At 59.2% G+C, this 16,666-nt stretch carries 19 protein-coding genes; 14 read left to right on the top strand and 5 right to left on the bottom strand.

Annotated features, from left to right (window positions below; genetic code table 11):
* Positions 1-20 precede the first annotated feature (20 nt).
* The 3 genes from PMI34_RS08375 to PMI34_RS08365 all read left to right on the top strand — a co-directional run bounded on the left by PMI34_RS08375 (position 21) and on the right by PMI34_RS08365 (position 1,738).
* Positions 21-509 carry a TIGR00645 family protein gene (locus tag PMI34_RS08375; RefSeq protein WP_007970904.1) on the top strand — a complete coding sequence of 163 codons (489 nt, stop codon included), beginning with the start codon at positions 21-23 and terminating at the stop codon, positions 507-509.
* Positions 510-708: 199 nt separating this feature from the next.
* Positions 709-999: a DUF6482 family protein gene (locus PMI34_RS08370; RefSeq protein WP_008052057.1), complete on the top strand. Its 291-nt coding sequence runs from the start codon at positions 709-711 to the stop codon at positions 997-999.
* 121 nt (positions 1,000-1,120) lie between these two features.
* Positions 1,121-1,738 carry an FKBP-type peptidyl-prolyl cis-trans isomerase gene (locus PMI34_RS08365; RefSeq protein WP_008052058.1) on the top strand — a complete coding sequence of 206 codons (618 nt, stop codon included), beginning with the start codon at positions 1,121-1,123 and terminating at the stop codon, positions 1,736-1,738.
* Positions 1,739-1,885: 147 nt separating this feature from the next.
* Here the strand turns inward: PMI34_RS08365 and PMI34_RS08360 are convergent, their stop codons facing one another.
* From PMI34_RS08360 to PMI34_RS08350, 3 genes are all read right to left on the bottom strand, one after another.
* Positions 1,886-2,143: a PA4570 family protein gene (locus tag PMI34_RS08360; protein WP_008052059.1), complete on the bottom strand. Its 258-nt coding sequence runs from the start codon at positions 2,141-2,143 to the stop codon at positions 1,886-1,888.
* Between the two features lie 204 nt (positions 2,144-2,347).
* The gene (locus tag PMI34_RS08355) at positions 2,348-2,689 is read right to left on the bottom strand and encodes a zinc ribbon domain-containing protein YjdM (protein ID WP_008052060.1); all 342 of its coding nucleotides are present in this window, start codon (positions 2,687-2,689) and stop codon (positions 2,348-2,350) included.
* A gap of 202 nt (positions 2,690-2,891) precedes the next feature.
* A complete protein-coding gene (locus PMI34_RS08350; RefSeq protein WP_008052062.1) occupies positions 2,892-3,860 on the bottom strand; it encodes a polyprenyl synthetase family protein in 969 nt (322 codons plus the stop codon).
* Between the two features lie 239 nt (positions 3,861-4,099).
* On the opposite strand from PMI34_RS08350, the gene rplU reads away from it, so the two are divergent.
* The 5 genes from rplU to PMI34_RS08325 all read left to right on the top strand — a co-directional run bounded on the left by rplU (position 4,100) and on the right by PMI34_RS08325 (position 7,859).
* Positions 4,100-4,414 carry a 50S ribosomal protein L21 gene (gene rplU / locus PMI34_RS08345; protein ID WP_007950961.1) on the top strand — a complete coding sequence of 105 codons (315 nt, stop codon included), beginning with the start codon at positions 4,100-4,102 and terminating at the stop codon, positions 4,412-4,414.
* A 35-nt stretch (positions 4,415-4,449) separates the two neighbouring features.
* Positions 4,450-4,707 carry a 50S ribosomal protein L27 gene (gene rpmA, locus PMI34_RS08340; protein WP_003281574.1) on the top strand — a complete coding sequence of 86 codons (258 nt, stop codon included), beginning with the start codon at positions 4,450-4,452 and terminating at the stop codon, positions 4,705-4,707.
* Positions 4,708-4,902: 195 nt separating this feature from the next.
* Positions 4,903-6,126, top strand: coding sequence for an Obg family GTPase CgtA (cgtA, locus tag PMI34_RS08335; protein WP_008052064.1), 1,224 nt, complete (start codon positions 4,903-4,905; stop codon positions 6,124-6,126).
* A gap of 137 nt (positions 6,127-6,263) precedes the next feature.
* Positions 6,264-7,382: a glutamate 5-kinase gene (gene proB, locus PMI34_RS08330; protein ID WP_032829785.1), complete on the top strand. Its 1,119-nt coding sequence runs from the start codon at positions 6,264-6,266 to the stop codon at positions 7,380-7,382.
* A 12-nt stretch (positions 7,383-7,394) separates the two neighbouring features.
* The gene (locus PMI34_RS08325; RefSeq protein WP_008022496.1) at positions 7,395-7,859 is read left to right on the top strand and encodes a CreA family protein; all 465 of its coding nucleotides are present in this window, start codon (positions 7,395-7,397) and stop codon (positions 7,857-7,859) included.
* A 181-nt stretch (positions 7,860-8,040) separates the two neighbouring features.
* On the opposite strand, the gene rpsT is transcribed toward PMI34_RS08325, so the two are convergent.
* Positions 8,041-8,319: a 30S ribosomal protein S20 gene (rpsT, locus tag PMI34_RS08320; protein WP_007970922.1), complete on the bottom strand. Its 279-nt coding sequence runs from the start codon at positions 8,317-8,319 to the stop codon at positions 8,041-8,043.
* 252 nt (positions 8,320-8,571) lie between these two features.
* Here rpsT and murJ point away from each other — a divergent pair, with 252 nt between their 5' ends.
* From murJ to ispH, 6 genes are all read left to right on the top strand, one after another.
* Positions 8,572-10,110 (top strand): murein biosynthesis integral membrane protein MurJ, encoded by a 1,539-nt coding sequence (gene murJ / locus PMI34_RS08315; RefSeq protein ID WP_008052066.1) that lies wholly within the window; start codon positions 8,572-8,574, stop codon positions 10,108-10,110.
* Between the two features lie 129 nt (positions 10,111-10,239).
* Complete coding sequence (gene ribF, locus PMI34_RS08310; protein WP_008052067.1) at positions 10,240-11,178, top strand: bifunctional riboflavin kinase/FAD synthetase; 939 nt, start codon at positions 10,240-10,242, stop codon at positions 11,176-11,178.
* A gap of 13 nt (positions 11,179-11,191) precedes the next feature.
* On the top strand, positions 11,192-14,023 hold the full coding sequence (ileS, locus tag PMI34_RS08305; protein WP_008052068.1) for an isoleucine--tRNA ligase: 2,832 nt from the start codon (positions 11,192-11,194) through the stop codon (positions 14,021-14,023).
* Positions 14,016-14,528, top strand: coding sequence for a signal peptidase II (gene lspA, locus PMI34_RS08300; protein ID WP_008052069.1), 513 nt, complete (start codon positions 14,016-14,018; stop codon positions 14,526-14,528). Before ileS ends, lspA begins: the two co-directional genes overlap by 8 nt.
* A gap of 7 nt (positions 14,529-14,535) precedes the next feature.
* On the top strand, positions 14,536-14,973 hold the full coding sequence (gene fkpB, locus PMI34_RS08295) for an FKBP-type peptidyl-prolyl cis-trans isomerase (RefSeq protein ID WP_172435403.1): 438 nt from the start codon (positions 14,536-14,538) through the stop codon (positions 14,971-14,973).
* Between the two features lie 168 nt (positions 14,974-15,141).
* The gene (ispH, locus tag PMI34_RS08290; RefSeq protein WP_008052070.1) at positions 15,142-16,089 is read left to right on the top strand and encodes a 4-hydroxy-3-methylbut-2-enyl diphosphate reductase; all 948 of its coding nucleotides are present in this window, start codon (positions 15,142-15,144) and stop codon (positions 16,087-16,089) included.
* Here ispH and PMI34_RS08285 read toward each other — a convergent pair.
* Positions 16,058-16,597, bottom strand: a complete 540-nt coding sequence (locus tag PMI34_RS08285; protein ID WP_008052071.1) for a GspH/FimT family pseudopilin — start codon at positions 16,595-16,597, stop codon at positions 16,058-16,060. The genes ispH and PMI34_RS08285 overlap by 32 nt on opposite strands.
* Between the last annotated feature and the right edge of the window lie 69 nt (positions 16,598-16,666).

Consider the following 16,666-nt stretch of genomic DNA (forward strand, 5'->3'; position numbering starts at 1 on the left):
AGCCCAACATGTGAGATTCAATGGAACGCTTTATCGAAAATGCAATGTACGCCTCGCGCTGGCTGCTGGCGCCGATCTATTTCGGTCTGTCCCTCGGGCTGTTGGCGCTGGCACTGAAATTCTTCCAGGAAGTCTTCCACGTCATCCCGAACGTGTTTTCGATGGCCGAATCGGACTTGATCCTGGTGCTGCTGTCGCTGATCGACATGGCCCTGGTGGGCGGCCTGCTGGTGATGGTGATGATTTCCGGCTACGAGAACTTCGTCTCGCAACTGGACATCGACGACAGCAAGGAAAAGCTCAACTGGCTGGGCACCATGGACTCTTCGTCGCTGAAGATGAAGGTGGCCGCATCGATCGTGGCGATCTCTTCCATTCACCTGCTGCGCATCTTCATGGACGCCAAGAACGTCGATCCCGAACATTTGCAGTGGTACGTGATCATCCACATGACCTTCGTGGTCTCGGCATTTGCCATGGGTTACCTGGATAAAGTCACCAAGCACTGATTTCAACTTCCATTGTGGGAGCGTGGCTTGCCCGCGATGGCATCACCTCGGTCTAACGATGAACCGCAGTGATGCCATCGCGGGCAAGCCATGCTCCCACAGGGTTGCAAAACAGACGGGCGGTGTTGTTTGCGGCTTGTACTTTGATGCGTCGAAGCCTATCCCTGTAAAGAGGCTCGCTACTGCGTGAGGTGCGCTCATGAACCTGCAAGAGTTGAATGCGTATGCCGTCGCCGGGAAGGTCGATGAGCTGAACCTGATCTCTATGGAGGGCGGCATCTACCTGCTGGAGGCGCGGATGCATGGCACGGCGTATCCCTTGAGCGATACGCGCGGACACATGATGAGCCTGCGCTCGGTGGAGCACGCCCGTGATGTTCTGCGCTCCTTTCCCAAGTTGCACTTCAACCTCGTGCACACGGTCGTGCATGACGAAATGTGCGGTCTGGTTGCCGATGTAGAGGAAAACCTGAAGGTGCCGATCGCCTGAGGCCCCTCATCAATGGCATGACATCTGTGCTAGTCTGCTGGCCCTTTTGGTTCCGGGCGCTCCGGGACGCGCTGTGCACGCATGGCAAGTTCCCGAGCCGTCCGCACAGCGGAGCAGTGTCATGTCCGAAGTAAATCTGTCCACCGACGAAACCCGCGTCAGCTACGGCATTGGCCGTCAGTTGGGCGACCAACTGCGCGACAACCCGCCGCCGGGCGTAAGCCTGGACGCGATCCTGGCCGGTCTGACCGACGCATTCGCCGGCAAGCCAAGCCGTGTGGGTCAGGAAGAAATGTCCGCCAGTTTCAAAGTCATCCGCGAAATCATGCAGGCCGAAGCTGCAGCCAAGGCTGAAGCGGCTGCTGGCGAAGGCCTGGCCTTCCTGGCTGAAAACGCCAAGCGTGACGGCATCACCACTCTGGCTTCCGGCCTGCAGTTCGAAGTCCTGACCGCTGGTGAAGGCGCCAAGCCATCCCGTGAAGATTCCGTACGTACTCACTACCACGGCACCCTGATCGACGGCACTGTGTTCGACAGTTCCTACGAGCGCGGCGAGCCTGCGGAATTCCCGGTTGGCGGCGTGATCGCCGGCTGGACCGAAGCCCTGCAGCTGATGAACGCCGGCAGCAAATGGCGCCTGTACGTGCCGAGCGAACTGGCTTACGGCGCTCAAGGCGTTGGCAGCATCCCGCCGCACAGCGTACTGGTGTTCGACGTCGAGCTGCTCGACGTTCTGTAAGACCTGGCCCGATATAACGTCGGGCTAATGTGGGAGCGACGGTGCGGCGATCCGACTTGCTCGCGATGGCGGTGTGTCAGTCAATGTATCTGTGATGGAACATCCGCTATCGCGAGCAAGCTCGCTCCCACAGTTTTTTACGGTGATTCATATTTCGATCTTGTGGTGCAGTTCACTGTGCGGGCGCAACGCCCGGGCATAGCAGAACAGAAACAGATTACGCACCAGTTCCTTGAGCACCACCGGCTCGCTGGAACTCAGGCCATTGAGGTCAAGATCACCCTGGTCCTGCAGTTCGCTCAAGGCTTCTTCTTCCAGCACCGCACAGACTTCCCCGGTTTCCCGATGCAGGATCCGAAGGTATGGGTGTGGGCGGTCCAGCCAGGCATCGATCAAATAAGTCATGGTTCTCATCTCCACTGAGGGTTTGATGAGAATAATTCTTATTCATCAAATAGCAAGGGCCTATTGGCGGTTTGCGCTTTTTTCCGGGTAAAGATTGCGTCAGGTCAAATCGACTGGCGTTTGGCTATTGCGAGGGTTTACCGGGTGAAACGGGGGAGGGTGAGGCGCCATCCCACGCCGGGCGCGGGATGGACAACAGCAGGCTCAGACTTTTCTGACGAACTCGGACTTGAGTTTCATCGGGCCGATGCCGTCGATCTTGCAATCGATGTCGTGATCGCCATCGCACAGGCGGATGTTCTTGACCTTGGTGCCGACCTTGACCACCAAAGACGTGCCCTTGACCTTGAGGTCCTTGATCACGGTGATGGTGTCGCCGTCCTGCAGGACGTTGCCGACCGAATCCTTTTTCACTGTGTCATCAGACACCGCTTCGGTTTCACCGCTGGCGGACCATTCGTGGGCGCACTCGGGGCAGATCAGTTGGGCGCCGTCTTCATAGGTGTATTCGGAATTGCATTTTGGGCAGGGTGGCAACGTGCTCACTAAGGCTCCTTGGATTCAGGATCGCTAAAAGCGCACATTGTATAGGGTTTTAGGTGGGAGAGGGCACAGCGCAGGAAAACCTGTGGGGAACAATCCTGTGGGAGCGAGCTTGCTCGCGATGGCGTCCTTTCAGTCAACAACAATGTTGAATGTAAGTGCTTGATCGCGAGCAAGCTCGCTCCCACAGGGTTTTGCAGTATTGTCAGTGCGTGCGGGCTACCGCAAATTCGCTCAGCTCAACCAGCGCATCGCGGTATTCGCTGGCAGGTAGCGCTTCGAGGCACTTGATCGCGCGGGCCACGTAATCTCGGGCCAGTTGTGCGGTGTACTCCAGCGAGCCCGAGGCTTCCACGGCTTCGCGGATACTTTCCAGGTCTTCGATCCCGCCTTTCTGGATCGCCTTGCGCACCAGGGCGGCCTGTTCCGGCGTACCTTCGCGCATGGTGTAGATCAGCGGCAGGGTCGGCTTGCCTTCGGCCAGGTCGTCACCGACGTTCTTGCCCAGGGTTTCGGCGTCGCCTTTGTAGTCGAGCAGGTCATCGACCAGCTGGAAGGCCACGCCCAGGTGATCACCGAATGTACGCAGGGCTTCTGCCTGTTCCGGTGAGGCCTGGCACAGGGCAGCGGCGCTGTGGGTCGAGGCTTCGAAGAGCATCGCGGTCTTGCCGCGGATGACTTCCATGTAGGTTTCTTCGGTGGTGCTGGCGTCACGAACCTTCGACAGTTGCAACACTTCGCCTTCGGCGATGATGCGCGTGGCTTGCGAAAGGATCTTCATCACCGGCATCGAGCCCAGCTCGACCATCATTTCGAACGAGCGCGAATACAGGAAGTCGCCGACCAGCACGCTTGGCGCGTTGCCCCACATGGCGTTGGCGGTCGAGCGGCCACGGCGCATGCCGGACATGTCGACCACGTCGTCATGAAGCAGGGTCGCGGTGTGCAGGAACTCGATGGTGGCGGCCAGCAGACGCAGTTCGTCGCCTTCGCGCCCCAGGGCCTTGCCGCACAGCAACACTAATAAAGGACGCAGGCGTTTGCCGCCGGCCGAGGTAATGTAATCGCCGATTTTCGATACCAGCGGCACTCGAGAAGTCAGCTGCTTCTTGATGATGCCGTCGACGGCGCTAAAATCGTCCGCCACCGCGCGGTAGAAAGCTTGGGGTTGCATCAGCGACAGTCGCTCCAGAAGGGTTGCGCGGCATGCTAGGACCCACGCTTGCAGGTGTCAAGGCGCGATGGACGGCCCCTTGCAAGGCGCTCGTGCCTTGCGTACAATCGCGCACCCTGAACTTCCTGGGCAGCACCTGCCTTACGCAATTGCAAGCGGGCCTCCAGCCCCATGCAGCCATGCCAGCCAATACCTCTTCTTATAAAGAGCTGGGTGAGCAGGATTATCGGAGAAATACCATGTCTTATGCAGTAATCGTTACTGGCGGCAAGCAGTACAAAGTCGCCCCAGGTGAATACCTGAAGATCGAAAAACTGGAAGTCGCTACCGGCGAATCCGTTACCTTTGATCGCGTTCTGTTGGTTGCCAACGGTGACGACGTGAATATCGGCGCTCCAGTTGTTGCTGGCGCTACCGTTGTGGCTGAAGTGATCTCCCAAGGTCGTCACGATAAAGTCCGCATCATCAAGTTCCGTCGCCGTAAGCACCACATGAAGCGTATGGGCCACCGCCAGTGGTACACCGAGATCAAAATCACCGGTATTCAGGCTTAATTACAGCCTAATTCCTCACTAGGAGAATTGAACTCATGGCACACAAAAAAGCTGGTGGTAGTACCCGTAACGGTCGCGACTCAGAAGCCAAACGCCTTGGCGTGAAGATGTATGGCGGCCAGGCTATCAAAGCAGGCAACATCATCGTGCGTCAGCGCGGCACCCAATTCCACGCTGGCTACGGCGTTGGCATGGGTAAAGATCACACCCTCTTCGCTAAAGTCGAAGGCGTGATCAAGTTCGAAGTAAAAGGCGCCTTCGGTCGTCGTTACGTGAGCGTAGTCGCAGCTTAATTGCGCGATCGCTGGAAAAGCCCTGTCTCGCGACGGGGCTTTTTCGTTTGTGGGGTGAGTCTCTTGCAAAGCTGTTTGTATGGGCTGTCGGCGTACGATGTAGGTGTCGTGGTTCAGGGTCGCTGCGCTCATTTTTGCAAGAGTCTTATGTCTTGATTGTTTTTCGGCTCGTCCGTATGGCGAGAGGCGTTTGTTATGAAGTTTGTTGATGAAGTATCGATTCGCGTAAAGGCTGGTGACGGCGGCAATGGCGCCATGAGTTTCCGTCGGGAAAAATTTATCGAGAACGGTGGCCCGAACGGCGGTGATGGCGGTGACGGCGGTTCCATCTACATGATGGCCGACGAAAACCTCAACACCCTGGTGGACTACCGTTACACCCGGCACTTCGATGCCGAGCGTGGCTCCAACGGCGGCAGCACCGACTGCACCGGCAAGAAGGGTGAAGACCTGATCCTGCGCGTTCCGGTCGGCACCACGGTGATCGACTCCGCGACTCAGGAAGTCATCGGCGACCTGACCAAGGCCGGTCAGAAATTGATGGTGGTGCAGGGCGGCTGGCACGGTCTGGGCAACACCCGATTCAAATCCAGTACCAACCGTGCGCCGCGCCAGACCACTCCGGGCAAGCCGGGTGAGCAGCGCGACCTGAAGCTGGAAATGAAAGTGCTGGCTGACGTCGGTCTGCTGGGTTTGCCGAACGCCGGTAAAAGTACCTTTATCCGTTCGGTTTCGGCAGCCAAGCCGAAGGTTGCCGACTACCCGTTCACCACGCTGGTGCCGAACCTGGGTGTGGTCAGCGTCGATCGCTGGAAGAGCTTCGTCATTGCCGATATTCCGGGTTTGATCGAAGGCGCTTCCGAAGGTGCTGGTCTGGGCATTCGCTTCCTCAAGCACTTGGCGCGTACGCGTCTGCTGCTGCACCTTGTGGACATGGCGCCGCTGGATGACGCCAGCGCACCGGATGCCGCTGAAGTGATCGTCAACGAGCTGATCAAGTTCAGCCCGTCCCTGGCAGAGCGTGATCGCTGGCTGGTCCTGAACAAGTGCGACCAGATCCTTGATGAAGAGCACGATGCTCGCGTCAAGGAAATCGTTGATCGCCTGGAATGGACGGGCCCGGTCTACGTGATCTCGGCCATCTCCAAGCTCGGTACCGAGCGTCTGTGCCACGACATCATGCGTTACATGGAAGATCGTGCTGATCGCCTGGCCAATGATCCGGCCTACAAGGAAGAGCTGGCCGATCTCGATCAGCGCATCGAAGATGAAGCTCGCGCGCAATTGCAGGCGCTGGATGACAAGCGTGCCCTGCGTCGCAGCGGCGTGAAGTCGGTCCACGACATCGGCGACGATGATTGGGACGAAGAAGATGTGGATGACGAAGACGGTCCGGAAATCATTTACGTGCGTGACTGATTCGTTGCGATAAACTTAAGCGCCGCTCAATCGAGCGGCGTTTTGGTATCTGGAAATCGATTGTTGGTCACGAATAACCACGAATAACGTCACGGGCAGCGCTGGGTCGCGGTGCCCTCAAGCTAAGGTTGAAGATGATGCGGAGCAAGGTGACAGGTGCGCAGCGTTGGGTCGTGAAGATCGGCAGCGCTTTGCTGACGGCGGACGGCAAAGGCCTGGATCGCGCGGCAATGGGTGTCTGGGTTGACCAGATGGTGGCCTTGCATGAGGCGGGTGTCGAGCTGGTGCTGGTGTCCTCCGGGGCGGTGGCGGCCGGTATGAGCCGTTTGGGCTGGACCTCGCGACCCAGTGCGATGCACGAGCTTCAGGCTGCCGCCGCAATCGGTCAGATGGGGTTGGTGCAGGCCTGGGAGTCGAGCTTTGCCGAGCATGGCCGGCATACCGCGCAGATTCTCCTGACTCACGATGACTTGTCCGACCGCAAGCGCTACCTGAACGCCCGCAGCACCTTGCGTGCGTTGGTCGAGCTGAAGGTCATTCCGGTGATCAACGAGAACGACACCGTGGTCACCGACGAAATCCGTTTTGGCGACAACGACACCCTGGCGGCGCTGGTGGCCAACCTGGTCGAGGCTGACTTGCTGGTGATCCTGACAGATCGCGACGGCATGTTCGACGCCGATCCGCGCAACAATCCGGATGCCCAGCTGATTTACGAGGCGCGTGCCGATGATCCGGCGCTCGACGCGGTAGCGGGCGGCACTGGTGGTGCGCTGGGGCGTGGTGGCATGCAGACCAAATTGCGTGCTGCGCGTCTGGCGGCCCGTTCCGGCGCTCACACCATCATCGTTGGTGGTCGTATTGAACGTGTGCTGGATCGCCTCAAGGCGGGTGAGCGCATTGGCACTCTGCTGTCGCCGGAGCGCGGCATGCTGGCGGCGCGCAAGCAGTGGCTGGCCGGTCATCTGCAAACCCGTGGCACCCTGGTGCTGGATGCGGGGGCGGTGACCGCTTTGTCCCAGGGCAACAAGAGCTTGCTGCCGGTTGGGGTCAAGTTGGTGCAGGGCAGCTTCCGTCGCGGCGAGATGGTGGTCTGCGTGGCGCCGGATGGTCGCGAGATTGCCCGTGGCCTGGCCAACTACAGTGCGCTGGAAGCGCAAAAAATCATCGGTCAGTCGTCCGAGGCGATTGTCGGTCTGTTGGGTTACATGGCGGAACCGGAACTGGTTCACCGCGATAACCTGATCCTGGTCTGAAGGAATACCTGAATGCGCGTGGCAAAAGGATTGTTGGGGTTGCTGTTGGCGATGCCGCTGCTGGCTTCGGCCGAAGAGATCGGTCAGGTGTCGACGGTGTTCAAGTTCGTCGGGCCGAACGACCGGATCGTGGTCGAGGCCTTTGATGATCCCAAGGTCGATGGCGTGACCTGCTACCTTTCGCGCGCCAAGACCGGTGGGGTGAAGGGCGGTCTTGGTTTGGCCGAGGATCGAGCCGAAGCATCTATCGCTTGCCGGCAGGTCGGGCCGATCAGCTTCAAGGGTGAGCTCAAGGATGGCGATGAGGTGTTCAAGGAGCGCACGTCCCTGGTGTTCAAGACCATGCAGGTGGTGCGCTTCCTCGACAAGAAGCGCAATACACTGGTGTATCTGGTGTATAGCGATCGCTTGATCGAAGGCAGTCCGCAGAATGCGGTGACGGCGATTCCGATTTTGCCGTGGGCGCACGCCCAGTAATTTGACGCAAATCCAATTGTGGGAGCGGGCTTGCTCGCGAAAGTGTTGAATCAGTCAATATTGATGTCGACTGACACGCCGCTTTCGCGAGCAAGCCCGCTCCCACAGTTTTTTGTGTGTCCATCAAATTGCAGGCAATAAAAAACCGACCCTGAGGTCGGCTTTTTAATGAACGAGTCGCTTAGGCAGCGGCGGCAACGTTCAGGGCCTTAACGTGGCCATTCAGGCGGCTCTTATGACGAGCGGCCTTGTTCTTGTGGATGATGCCTTTATCGGCCATACGGTCGATAACTGGCACAGCCAGAACGTAAGCAGCTTGAGCTTTGGCAGCGTCTTTTGCGTCGATGGCCTTAACTACATTCTTGATGTAGGTACGAACCATGGAACGCAGGCTGGCGTTGTGGCTGCGACGCTTCTCAGCCTGTTTTGCACGTTTTTTGGCGGAAGGTGAGTTGGCCACCGTCGAGCTCCTCGAAAGACTTTTTAGGAAATAGCAAACAAAATAGGCCGCGAATCATGCCGATGAGTTGAGGTCTTGTCAAGGGCGGTTGAGACGTTCCGCTAAGTGGTAGGTGAAGCAAGCTTGGAGATTTCTTTCCAGCGTGCGACCTGTAAACTCGCGAGCTTTGGCTCTGTGCTGTTGCGGCGCGGAGTATCGCATAAGTAGGCGCTTAGTTCGCCTGCTGTTTATCGACAGGCACAAACTCTTTCAATGAATCTGCTCAAATCGTTGGCCGCCGTCAGCTCTATCACGATGCTTTCCCGGGTTCTGGGGTTTGTTCGTGACACCCTCATTGCGCGTACATTTGGCGCGGGAATGGCGACCGACGCCTTCTTTATCGCCTTCAAATTGCCCAATCTGTTGCGGCGGATCTTTGCCGAGGGGGCGTTTTCCCAGGCATTCGTGCCGATTCTTGCGGAATACAAAAGCCAGCAAGGCGAAGAGGCGACCCGAACGTTCATTGCCTATGTCTCGGGCCTGTTGACGCTGGTGCTGGCGCTGGTCACGGTGTTGGGCATGCTGGCCGCACCCTGGGTCATCTGGGTGACGGCACCGGGATTCACCAATACCCCGGAAAAATTCGAGCTCACTTCCAACCTGTTACGGGTGACCTTTCCTTACATATTGCTGATTTCCCTGTCGTCGCTGGCGGGCGCAATCCTCAATACCTGGAACCGTTTTTCGGTGCCAGCCTTCGTGCCGACGCTGCTCAACGTCAGCATGATTATTTTTTCGCTGTTCCTGACACCGTATTTCGATCCGCCCGTAATGGCGCTTGGCTGGGCGGTTCTGGTGGGCGGGCTGGCGCAATTGCTCTACCAGCTGCCGCACCTGAAAAAGATCGGCATGCTGGTGTTGCCGCGCCTGAACCTGCGTGACAGCGGTGTATGGCGCGTCATGAAGCAAATGTTGCCGGCCATTCTCGGTGTCTCGGTGAGTCAGATTTCGTTGATCATCAACACCATTTTCGCTTCGTTCCTGGTCGCAGGTTCCGTGTCCTGGATGTACTACGCCGACCGATTGATGGAGTTGCCGTCCGGCGTGTTGGGCGTGGCGCTGGGGACGATTCTGCTGCCGACCCTGGCCAAGACTTACGCCAACAAGGATCGTCACGAGTATTCGCGGATCCTCGACTGGGGGCTGCGCCTGTGTTTCGTGCTGGTATTGCCTTGCGCCCTGGCGCTGGGGATTCTGGCGGAGCCGCTGACGGTTTCGCTGTTCCAGTACGGTCAGTTCGACGCCCATGATGCGGCCATGACCCAGCGCGCGTTGATCGCCTATTCCGTCGGATTGCTCGGGATTATCGTGATCAAAGTGCTGGCGCCGGGCTTTTATGCGCAACAAAACATCCGTACGCCGGTAAAAATCGCGATTTTCACCCTGGTGGTCACACAATTGTTCAACCTGATGCTGATCGGTCCGCTGGCTCACGCGGGACTGGCGCTCGCCATCAGCGCCGGCGCCTGCCTCAATGCAGGGCTGCTCTTCTATCAACTGCGTAAACAGCAGATGTATCAGCCGCAACCGGGCTGGGCAAAGTTCTGCTTCAAGCTGGTGATTGCGGTCGCGGTGATGTCCGGCGTGTTGCTGGCAGGGATGCATTTCATGCCGGCCTGGGGTGAGGGGCAGATGCTTGAGCGTTTCCTGCGTCTGGGTGCCTTGGTCGTTGCCGGTGTGGTGGCTTATTTCGGCATGTTAGTGTTGATGGGCTTCCGTTTGCGCGACTTCAATCGCAAGGCGCTGGGCTGAGGTTCTGGTCTCGATAAACACGGGCGAGCCGGCGGTTTTGTCGGCTCGATCACTTTGGGTTACGGTGTTGCCTGTCGTCGGCCGCCGGGTGTGGTTATAATCGACCACTTTATGAGCAAGAAGCGCGTTATGCAGCTGGTTCGAGGCCTCCACAATCTGCGCCCTCAGCATCGGGGCTGTGTCGCCACTATTGGCAACTTTGACGGTGTACACCGTGGTCACCAGGCTATCCTGGCGCGGCTGCGTGAGCGTGCGCTCGAGTTGGGCGTGCCCAGTTGCGTGGTGATTTTCGAGCCGCAGCCGCGAGAATTCTTCGCTCCGGACACCGCTCCGGCCCGTCTGGCCCGCTTGCGGGACAAGCTGCAGCTGCTGGCGGCAGAAGGCGTCGATCGTGTGCTGTGCCTGGCGTTCAACCAGCGCCTGAGCAAGCTCAGCGCCAGCGAGTTCGTCGATACCATTCTGGTGGATGGCCTTGGCGTCCAGCACCTGGAGGTCGGCGATGATTTCCGTTTCGGCTGTGACCGAGCGGGAGATTTCGATTTCCTGCAACAAGCCGGTATCGTTCAGGGCTTTACCGTCGAGGCGGCGCAAACCGTTGAACTGGGCGGTATTCGCGTCAGCAGCACTCAGGTCCGCAATGCCCTGGCCGCAGCTGATTTTGCCTTGGCCGAGCGACTGCTAGGTCGGCCGTTCCAGATTACCGGGCGGGTGCTGCACGGCCAGAAGCTGGCTCGCCAGTTGGGTACGCCCACGGCCAACATACAACTCAAGCGCCGTCGCGTTCCGCTTTCCGGGGTTTACCTGGTCAACGTCGACATCGACGGCAAGACCTGGCCAGGCGTCGCCAACATCGGCGTGCGGCCAACGGTACAAGGTGATGGCAAGGCCCACCTCGAAATACATCTTTTAGATTTTGCCGGCGATCTGTATGACCGGCGTTTAACGGTGGTTTTCCACCACAAGCTGCGCGAAGAGCAGCGTTTCGCCTCTCTGGAGGCGTTGAAAACGGCGATCAACGCGGACGTCGCCGCCGCCCGTGCACTAGCCGCACCTAGCGCCCATCGCTAATGAAGAGCCTTAAATGACCGACTATAAAGCCACGCTAAACCTTCCGGACACCGCCTTCCCAATGAAGGCCGGCCTGCCACAGCGCGAACCGCAGATTCTGCAGCGCTGGGACAGTATTGGCCTGTACGGAAAGTTGCGCGAGATTGGCAAGGATCGTCCGAAGTTCGTATTGCACGACGGCCCTCCGTACGCCAACGGCTCTATTCACATCGGTCATGCGCTGAACAAGATTCTCAAGGACATGATCATCCGCTCGAAGACCCTGTCGGGCTTCGACGCGCCTTACGTACCGGGCTGGGACTGCCACGGCCTGCCGATCGAGCACAAGGTCGAAGTGACCCACGGCAAGAACCTGGGCGCGGACAAGACCCGCGAACTGTGCCGGGCCTATGCCACCGAGCAGATTGAAGGGCAGAAATCCGAGTTCATCCGTCTGGGCGTGCTGGGCGACTTCGCCAACCCGTACAAGACCATGGACTTCAAGAACGAGGCCGGTGAAATCCGTGCCTTGGCTGAAATCGTCAAGGGCGGTTTCGTGTTCAAGGGCTTGAAGCCTGTGAACTGGTGCTTTGACTGCGGTTCGGCCCTGGCCGAAGCGGAAGTCGAATACGAAAACAAGAAGTCCTCGACCATCGACGTGGCGTTCCCGATTGCCGATGAAGCCCAACTGGCTGCCGCTTTCGGCCTGTCGTCGCTGGCCAAGCCTGCCTCGATCGTGATCTGGACCACCACCCCGTGGACCATCCCGGCCAACCAGGCGCTGAACGTTCACCCGGAATTCAACTACGCCCTGGTCGACGTCGGCGACAAGCTGCTGGTACTGGCTGAAGAACTGGTCGAGTCGTGCCTGGCGCGCTACTCGCTGGAAGGTTCGGTCATTGCGACCACCACCGGTAAAGCGCTGGAACTGATCAACTTCCGTCACCCGTTCTACGACCGTCTGTCGCCGGTTTACCTGGCCGACTACGTTGAGCTGGGCGCCGGCACCGGTGTGGTTCACTCCGCTCCAGCCTATGGCGTGGACGACTTCGTGACCTGCAAGAAGTACGGCATGGTCAACGATGACATCCTCAATCCGGTTCAAAGCAACGGCGTATACGCGACCTCGCTGGAATTCTTCGGCGGCCAGTTCATCTGGAAGGCCAACCCGGCCATAGTCGACAAGCTGACCGAAGTCGGTGCGCTGCTGCACACCACTATCATCGAACACAGCTACATGCACTGCTGGCGCCACAAGACCCCGCTGATCTACCGCGCCACCGCGCAGTGGTTCATCGGCATGGACAAGCAGCCGACCACCGGCGACACCCTGCGTCAGCGCTCGCTCAAAGCCATCGAAGAGACCCGGTTCGTTCCGGCCTGGGGGCAGGCGCGCCTGCACTCTATGATCGCCAACCGTCCGGACTGGTGCATTTCCCGTCAGCGCAACTGGGGCGTGCCGATCCCGTTCTTCCTGAACAAGGAAAGCGGCGAGTTGCACCCACGTACCGTCGAGCTGATGGAAATCGTGGCCAAGCGCGTTGAAGTCGAAGGCATCGAGGCCTGGTTCAAGCTGGACGCCGCCGAGCTGCTGGGCGACGAAGCGCCGCAGTACGACAAAATCAGCGACACCCTGGACGTCTGGTTCGACTCGGGCACCACGCATTGGCACGTCCTGCGCGGTTCGCACCCGATGGGCCACGAAACCGGCCCGCGCGCCGACCTGTACCTGGAAGGCTCGGACCAACACCGTGGCTGGTTCCACTCGTCGCTGCTGACCGGTTGCGCCATCGACAACCACGCACCGTATCGCGAACTGCTGACTCACGGCTTCACCGTCGACGAGTCCGGCCGCAAGATGTCCAAGTCCCTGGGTAACGTGATTGCGCCACAGAAAGTCAACGACACCCTGGGCGCCGACATCATGCGTCTGTGGGTCGCTTCGACCGACTATTCGGGCGAAATGGCGGTTTCCGAGCAGATCCTGCAACGCAGTGCGGACGCCTACCGGCGTATCCGTAACACCGCGCGCTTCCTGCTTTCCAACCTGACCGGCTTCAACCCGGCCACCGACCTGCTGCCGGCCGAAGAAATGCTGGCTCTGGACCGTTGGGCCGTGGACCGTACCCTGCTGCTGCAACGCGAGCTGCAAGAGCACTACGGCGAATACCGCTTCTGGAACGTGTACTCGAAGATCCACAACTTCTGCGTACAGGAGCTGGGCGGCTTCTACCTCGACATCATCAAGGACCGTCAGTACACCACTGGCGCCGACAGCAAGGCCCGCCGTTCGTGCCAGACCGCGCTGTTCCACATCTCCGAGGCGCTGGTGCGCTGGATCGCGCCGATCCTGGCGTTCACCGCCGACGAACTGTGGCAATACCTGCCGGGCGAGCGTAATGAGTCCGTCATGCTCAATACCTGGTACGAAGGCCTGAGCGAACTGCCGGAAGGCATCGAGCTGGATCGCGCTTACTGGGACCGGATCATGGCGGTCAAGGTCGCGGTCAACAAGGAAATGGAGATCCAGCGCGCCGCCAAGGCTGTCGGTGGCAACCTGCAGGCCGAAGTGACGCTGTTCGCCGAAGATGCGCTGACCGCCGACCTGGCCAAGTTGAGCAACGAATTGCGTTTCGTACTGATCACGTCGACCGCCAGTGTTGCGCCATTGGTGCAGGCACCGGCCGATGCCGTGGTCACCGAAGTCAGCGGCCTGAAGCTGAAGATTGTCAAGTCGAGCCATGCCAAGTGCGCCCGTTGCTGGCACTGCCGTGAAGACGTCGGCGTGAACCCGGAGCATCCGGAAATCTGCGGTCGTTGTGTCGACAACATCAGCGGCGCTGGCGAGGTCCGTCACTATGCCTAATGCCGTTGGCCGTTTCGGACGGCTGAGCTGGCTCTGGTTGAGTTTGCTGGTCCTGGTCATTGACCAGGCCAGCAAGTTCTACTTCGAAGGCAAGCTCCAGATGTATCAGCAGATCGTGATCATCCCCGATTACTTCAGCTGGACCCTGGCCTACAACACTGGCGCGGCGTTCAGCTTCCTGGCTGACAGCTCCGGCTGGCAGCGCTGGCTGTTCGCGTTGATCGCGGTCGTGGTCAGTGCGGTGCTGGTGGTGTGGCTCAAGCGTCTGGGGCGCAACGAGACCTGGCTGGCGATTGCGCTGGCACTGGTGCTTGGCGGCGCGCTGGGCAATTTGTATGACCGCATTGCCTTGGGCCATGTGATCGATTTCATCCTGGTGCATTGGCAGAACCGCTGGTATTTCCCGGCGTTCAACTTTGCCGACAGTGCCATCACTGTTGGGGCTGTCATGCTGGCACTGGATATGTTCAAAAGTAAAAAGACCGGAGAAACCGTTCATGACTGAACAGGTATTGGCTGAGCAACGCATTGGCCAGAACACGGAAGTCACCTTGCATTTCGCATTGCGCCTGGAGAACGGCGACACGGTGGACAGTACCTTTGACAAGGCCCCGGCGACCTTCAAGGTCGGTGACGGCAACTTGTTGCCAGGTTTCGAAGCGGCGCTGTTCGGTTTCAAGGCCGGTGACAAGCGTACACTGAGCATCGAGCCGGAAAACGCTTTCGGCCAGCCGAACCCGCAAAACGTGCAGATCATCCCGCGCTCCCAGTTCCAGGACATGGAACTGTCGCCTGGCTTGCTGGTGATCTTCAACGATGCGGCCAATACTGAATTGCCGGGCGTGGTCAAAGAGTTCGATGACGCGCAAGTGACCATCGACTTCAACCACCCGCTGGCGGGCAAGACGTTGACCTTTGACGTGGAAATCATTTCCGTCAAAGCGCTGTAAGGCATCATGGGGCAGCTACTGTTGCCACCTGACCCTGTGGGAGCGAGCTTGCCCGCGATGAGTGCCTGACATTCAATATTGATATTGACTGACACTCCGCCATCGCGAGCAAGCTCGCTCCCACAGTTTGTTTTTCATTGTTTTCGCGCGCAAGACACGAGGCACAGCATGCAAATCAAACTCGCCAACCCCCGTGGCTTCTGCGCCGGTGTGGACCGGGCGATCGAAATCGTCAACCGCGCCCTGGAAGTCTTCGGGCCGCCGATCTATGTGCGCCACGAAGTGGTTCACAACAAATTTGTCGTCGAAGACCTGCGCTCCCGTGGCGCGATCTTCGTCGAAGAGCTGGATCAGGTGCCGGACGACGTCATCGTGATCTTCAGCGCCCACGGCGTTTCCCAGGCTGTGCGCAGCGAAGCGGCTGGCCGAGGGCTGAAAGTGTTCGACGCCACGTGCCCGCTGGTGACCAAAGTCCACATCGAAGTGGCGCGCTACAGCCGTGACGGTCGAGAGTGCATACTCATCGGCCACGCCGGTCACCCGGAAGTCGAAGGCACCATGGGCCAGTACGATGCCGGCAATGGCGGCGCGATCTACCTGGTCGAAGACGAGAAGGATGTCGCGGCGTTGCAGGTGAACAACCCTGAAAAGCTCGCCTTCGTGACCCAGACCACACTGTCGATGGACGATACCAGCCGCGTTATCGATGCCCTGCGTTCGCGCTTCCCGGCCATCGGTGGGCCGCGCAAGGACGACATTTGCTACGCCACGCAAAACCGTCAGGACGCGGTCAAGCAATTGGCCGACGAATGTGACGTGGTGCTGGTGGTCGGCAGCCCGAACAGCTCCAACTCCAATCGCTTGCGCGAATTGGCAGAGCGCATGTCCACTCCGGCCTACCTGATCGACGGTGCCGAAGACCTGCAAAAGAGCTGGTTCGACGGCGTCGAGCGTATCGGCATCACCGCCGGCGCATCCGCCCCGGAAGTCCTGGTGCGCGGCGTGATCCAGCAGTTGCAGGCCTGGGGTGCCACCGGTGCCGATGAACTGGCCGGTCGCGAGGAGAACATCACGTTCTCGATGCCTAAAGAACTGCGCGTTCGCTCGTTGCTCTGAATTCAGTCCTTTTTTCGCATAACGCCTGCTCAACCTTGTCGTTGCGCAGGCTGACGCGACCGGTCCGTGCCAACACCACTTGGTGTTGGCTTACCGGTTCGCGAACGCCGCAAATGTGTAACGTCCCTCCAAACAGTGCTTCGCCCTGACCTCTGAAGCGTATTGAGCTTTCGACCGGACCGTTCCCCGCAATCAACACGCGTGCGCCGCTCTGGCGTTCGGCCAGCAGTGGATTGTCGCTGTCCATCTCCCCCTTGCCGCTGATATCCAGGATCATCCGCCAGCCTTGGCTCCAGTCGCCATTGATGCCGTGAATCACCACGGCCTGGTTGCGGGTGATGGCTTCGCTCCGGGCGGTGCGAATACCGCTGGAAAGAGCCTGGGCCGCTTGCTGTCTTTGGTTCGACTCGATCAGCGTTGCGAACGCCGGACTGACCAAGTGCAGAACAATTCCCGTAATTGCCAGTCCCATGAGCAGTTCGATCAGGCTGAAGCCTTGTTGTCGCATGACATCTCCCTCCGTGGCGTGTTGTGGCTCGCGCAATCCCTGCGCGAGAAATGGCAACGCAAACGCACC

The sequence above is a fragment of the Pseudomonas sp. GM74 genome, from assembly GCF_000282455.1.
GTDB lineage: Bacteria > Pseudomonadota > Gammaproteobacteria > Pseudomonadales > Pseudomonadaceae > Aquipseudomonas.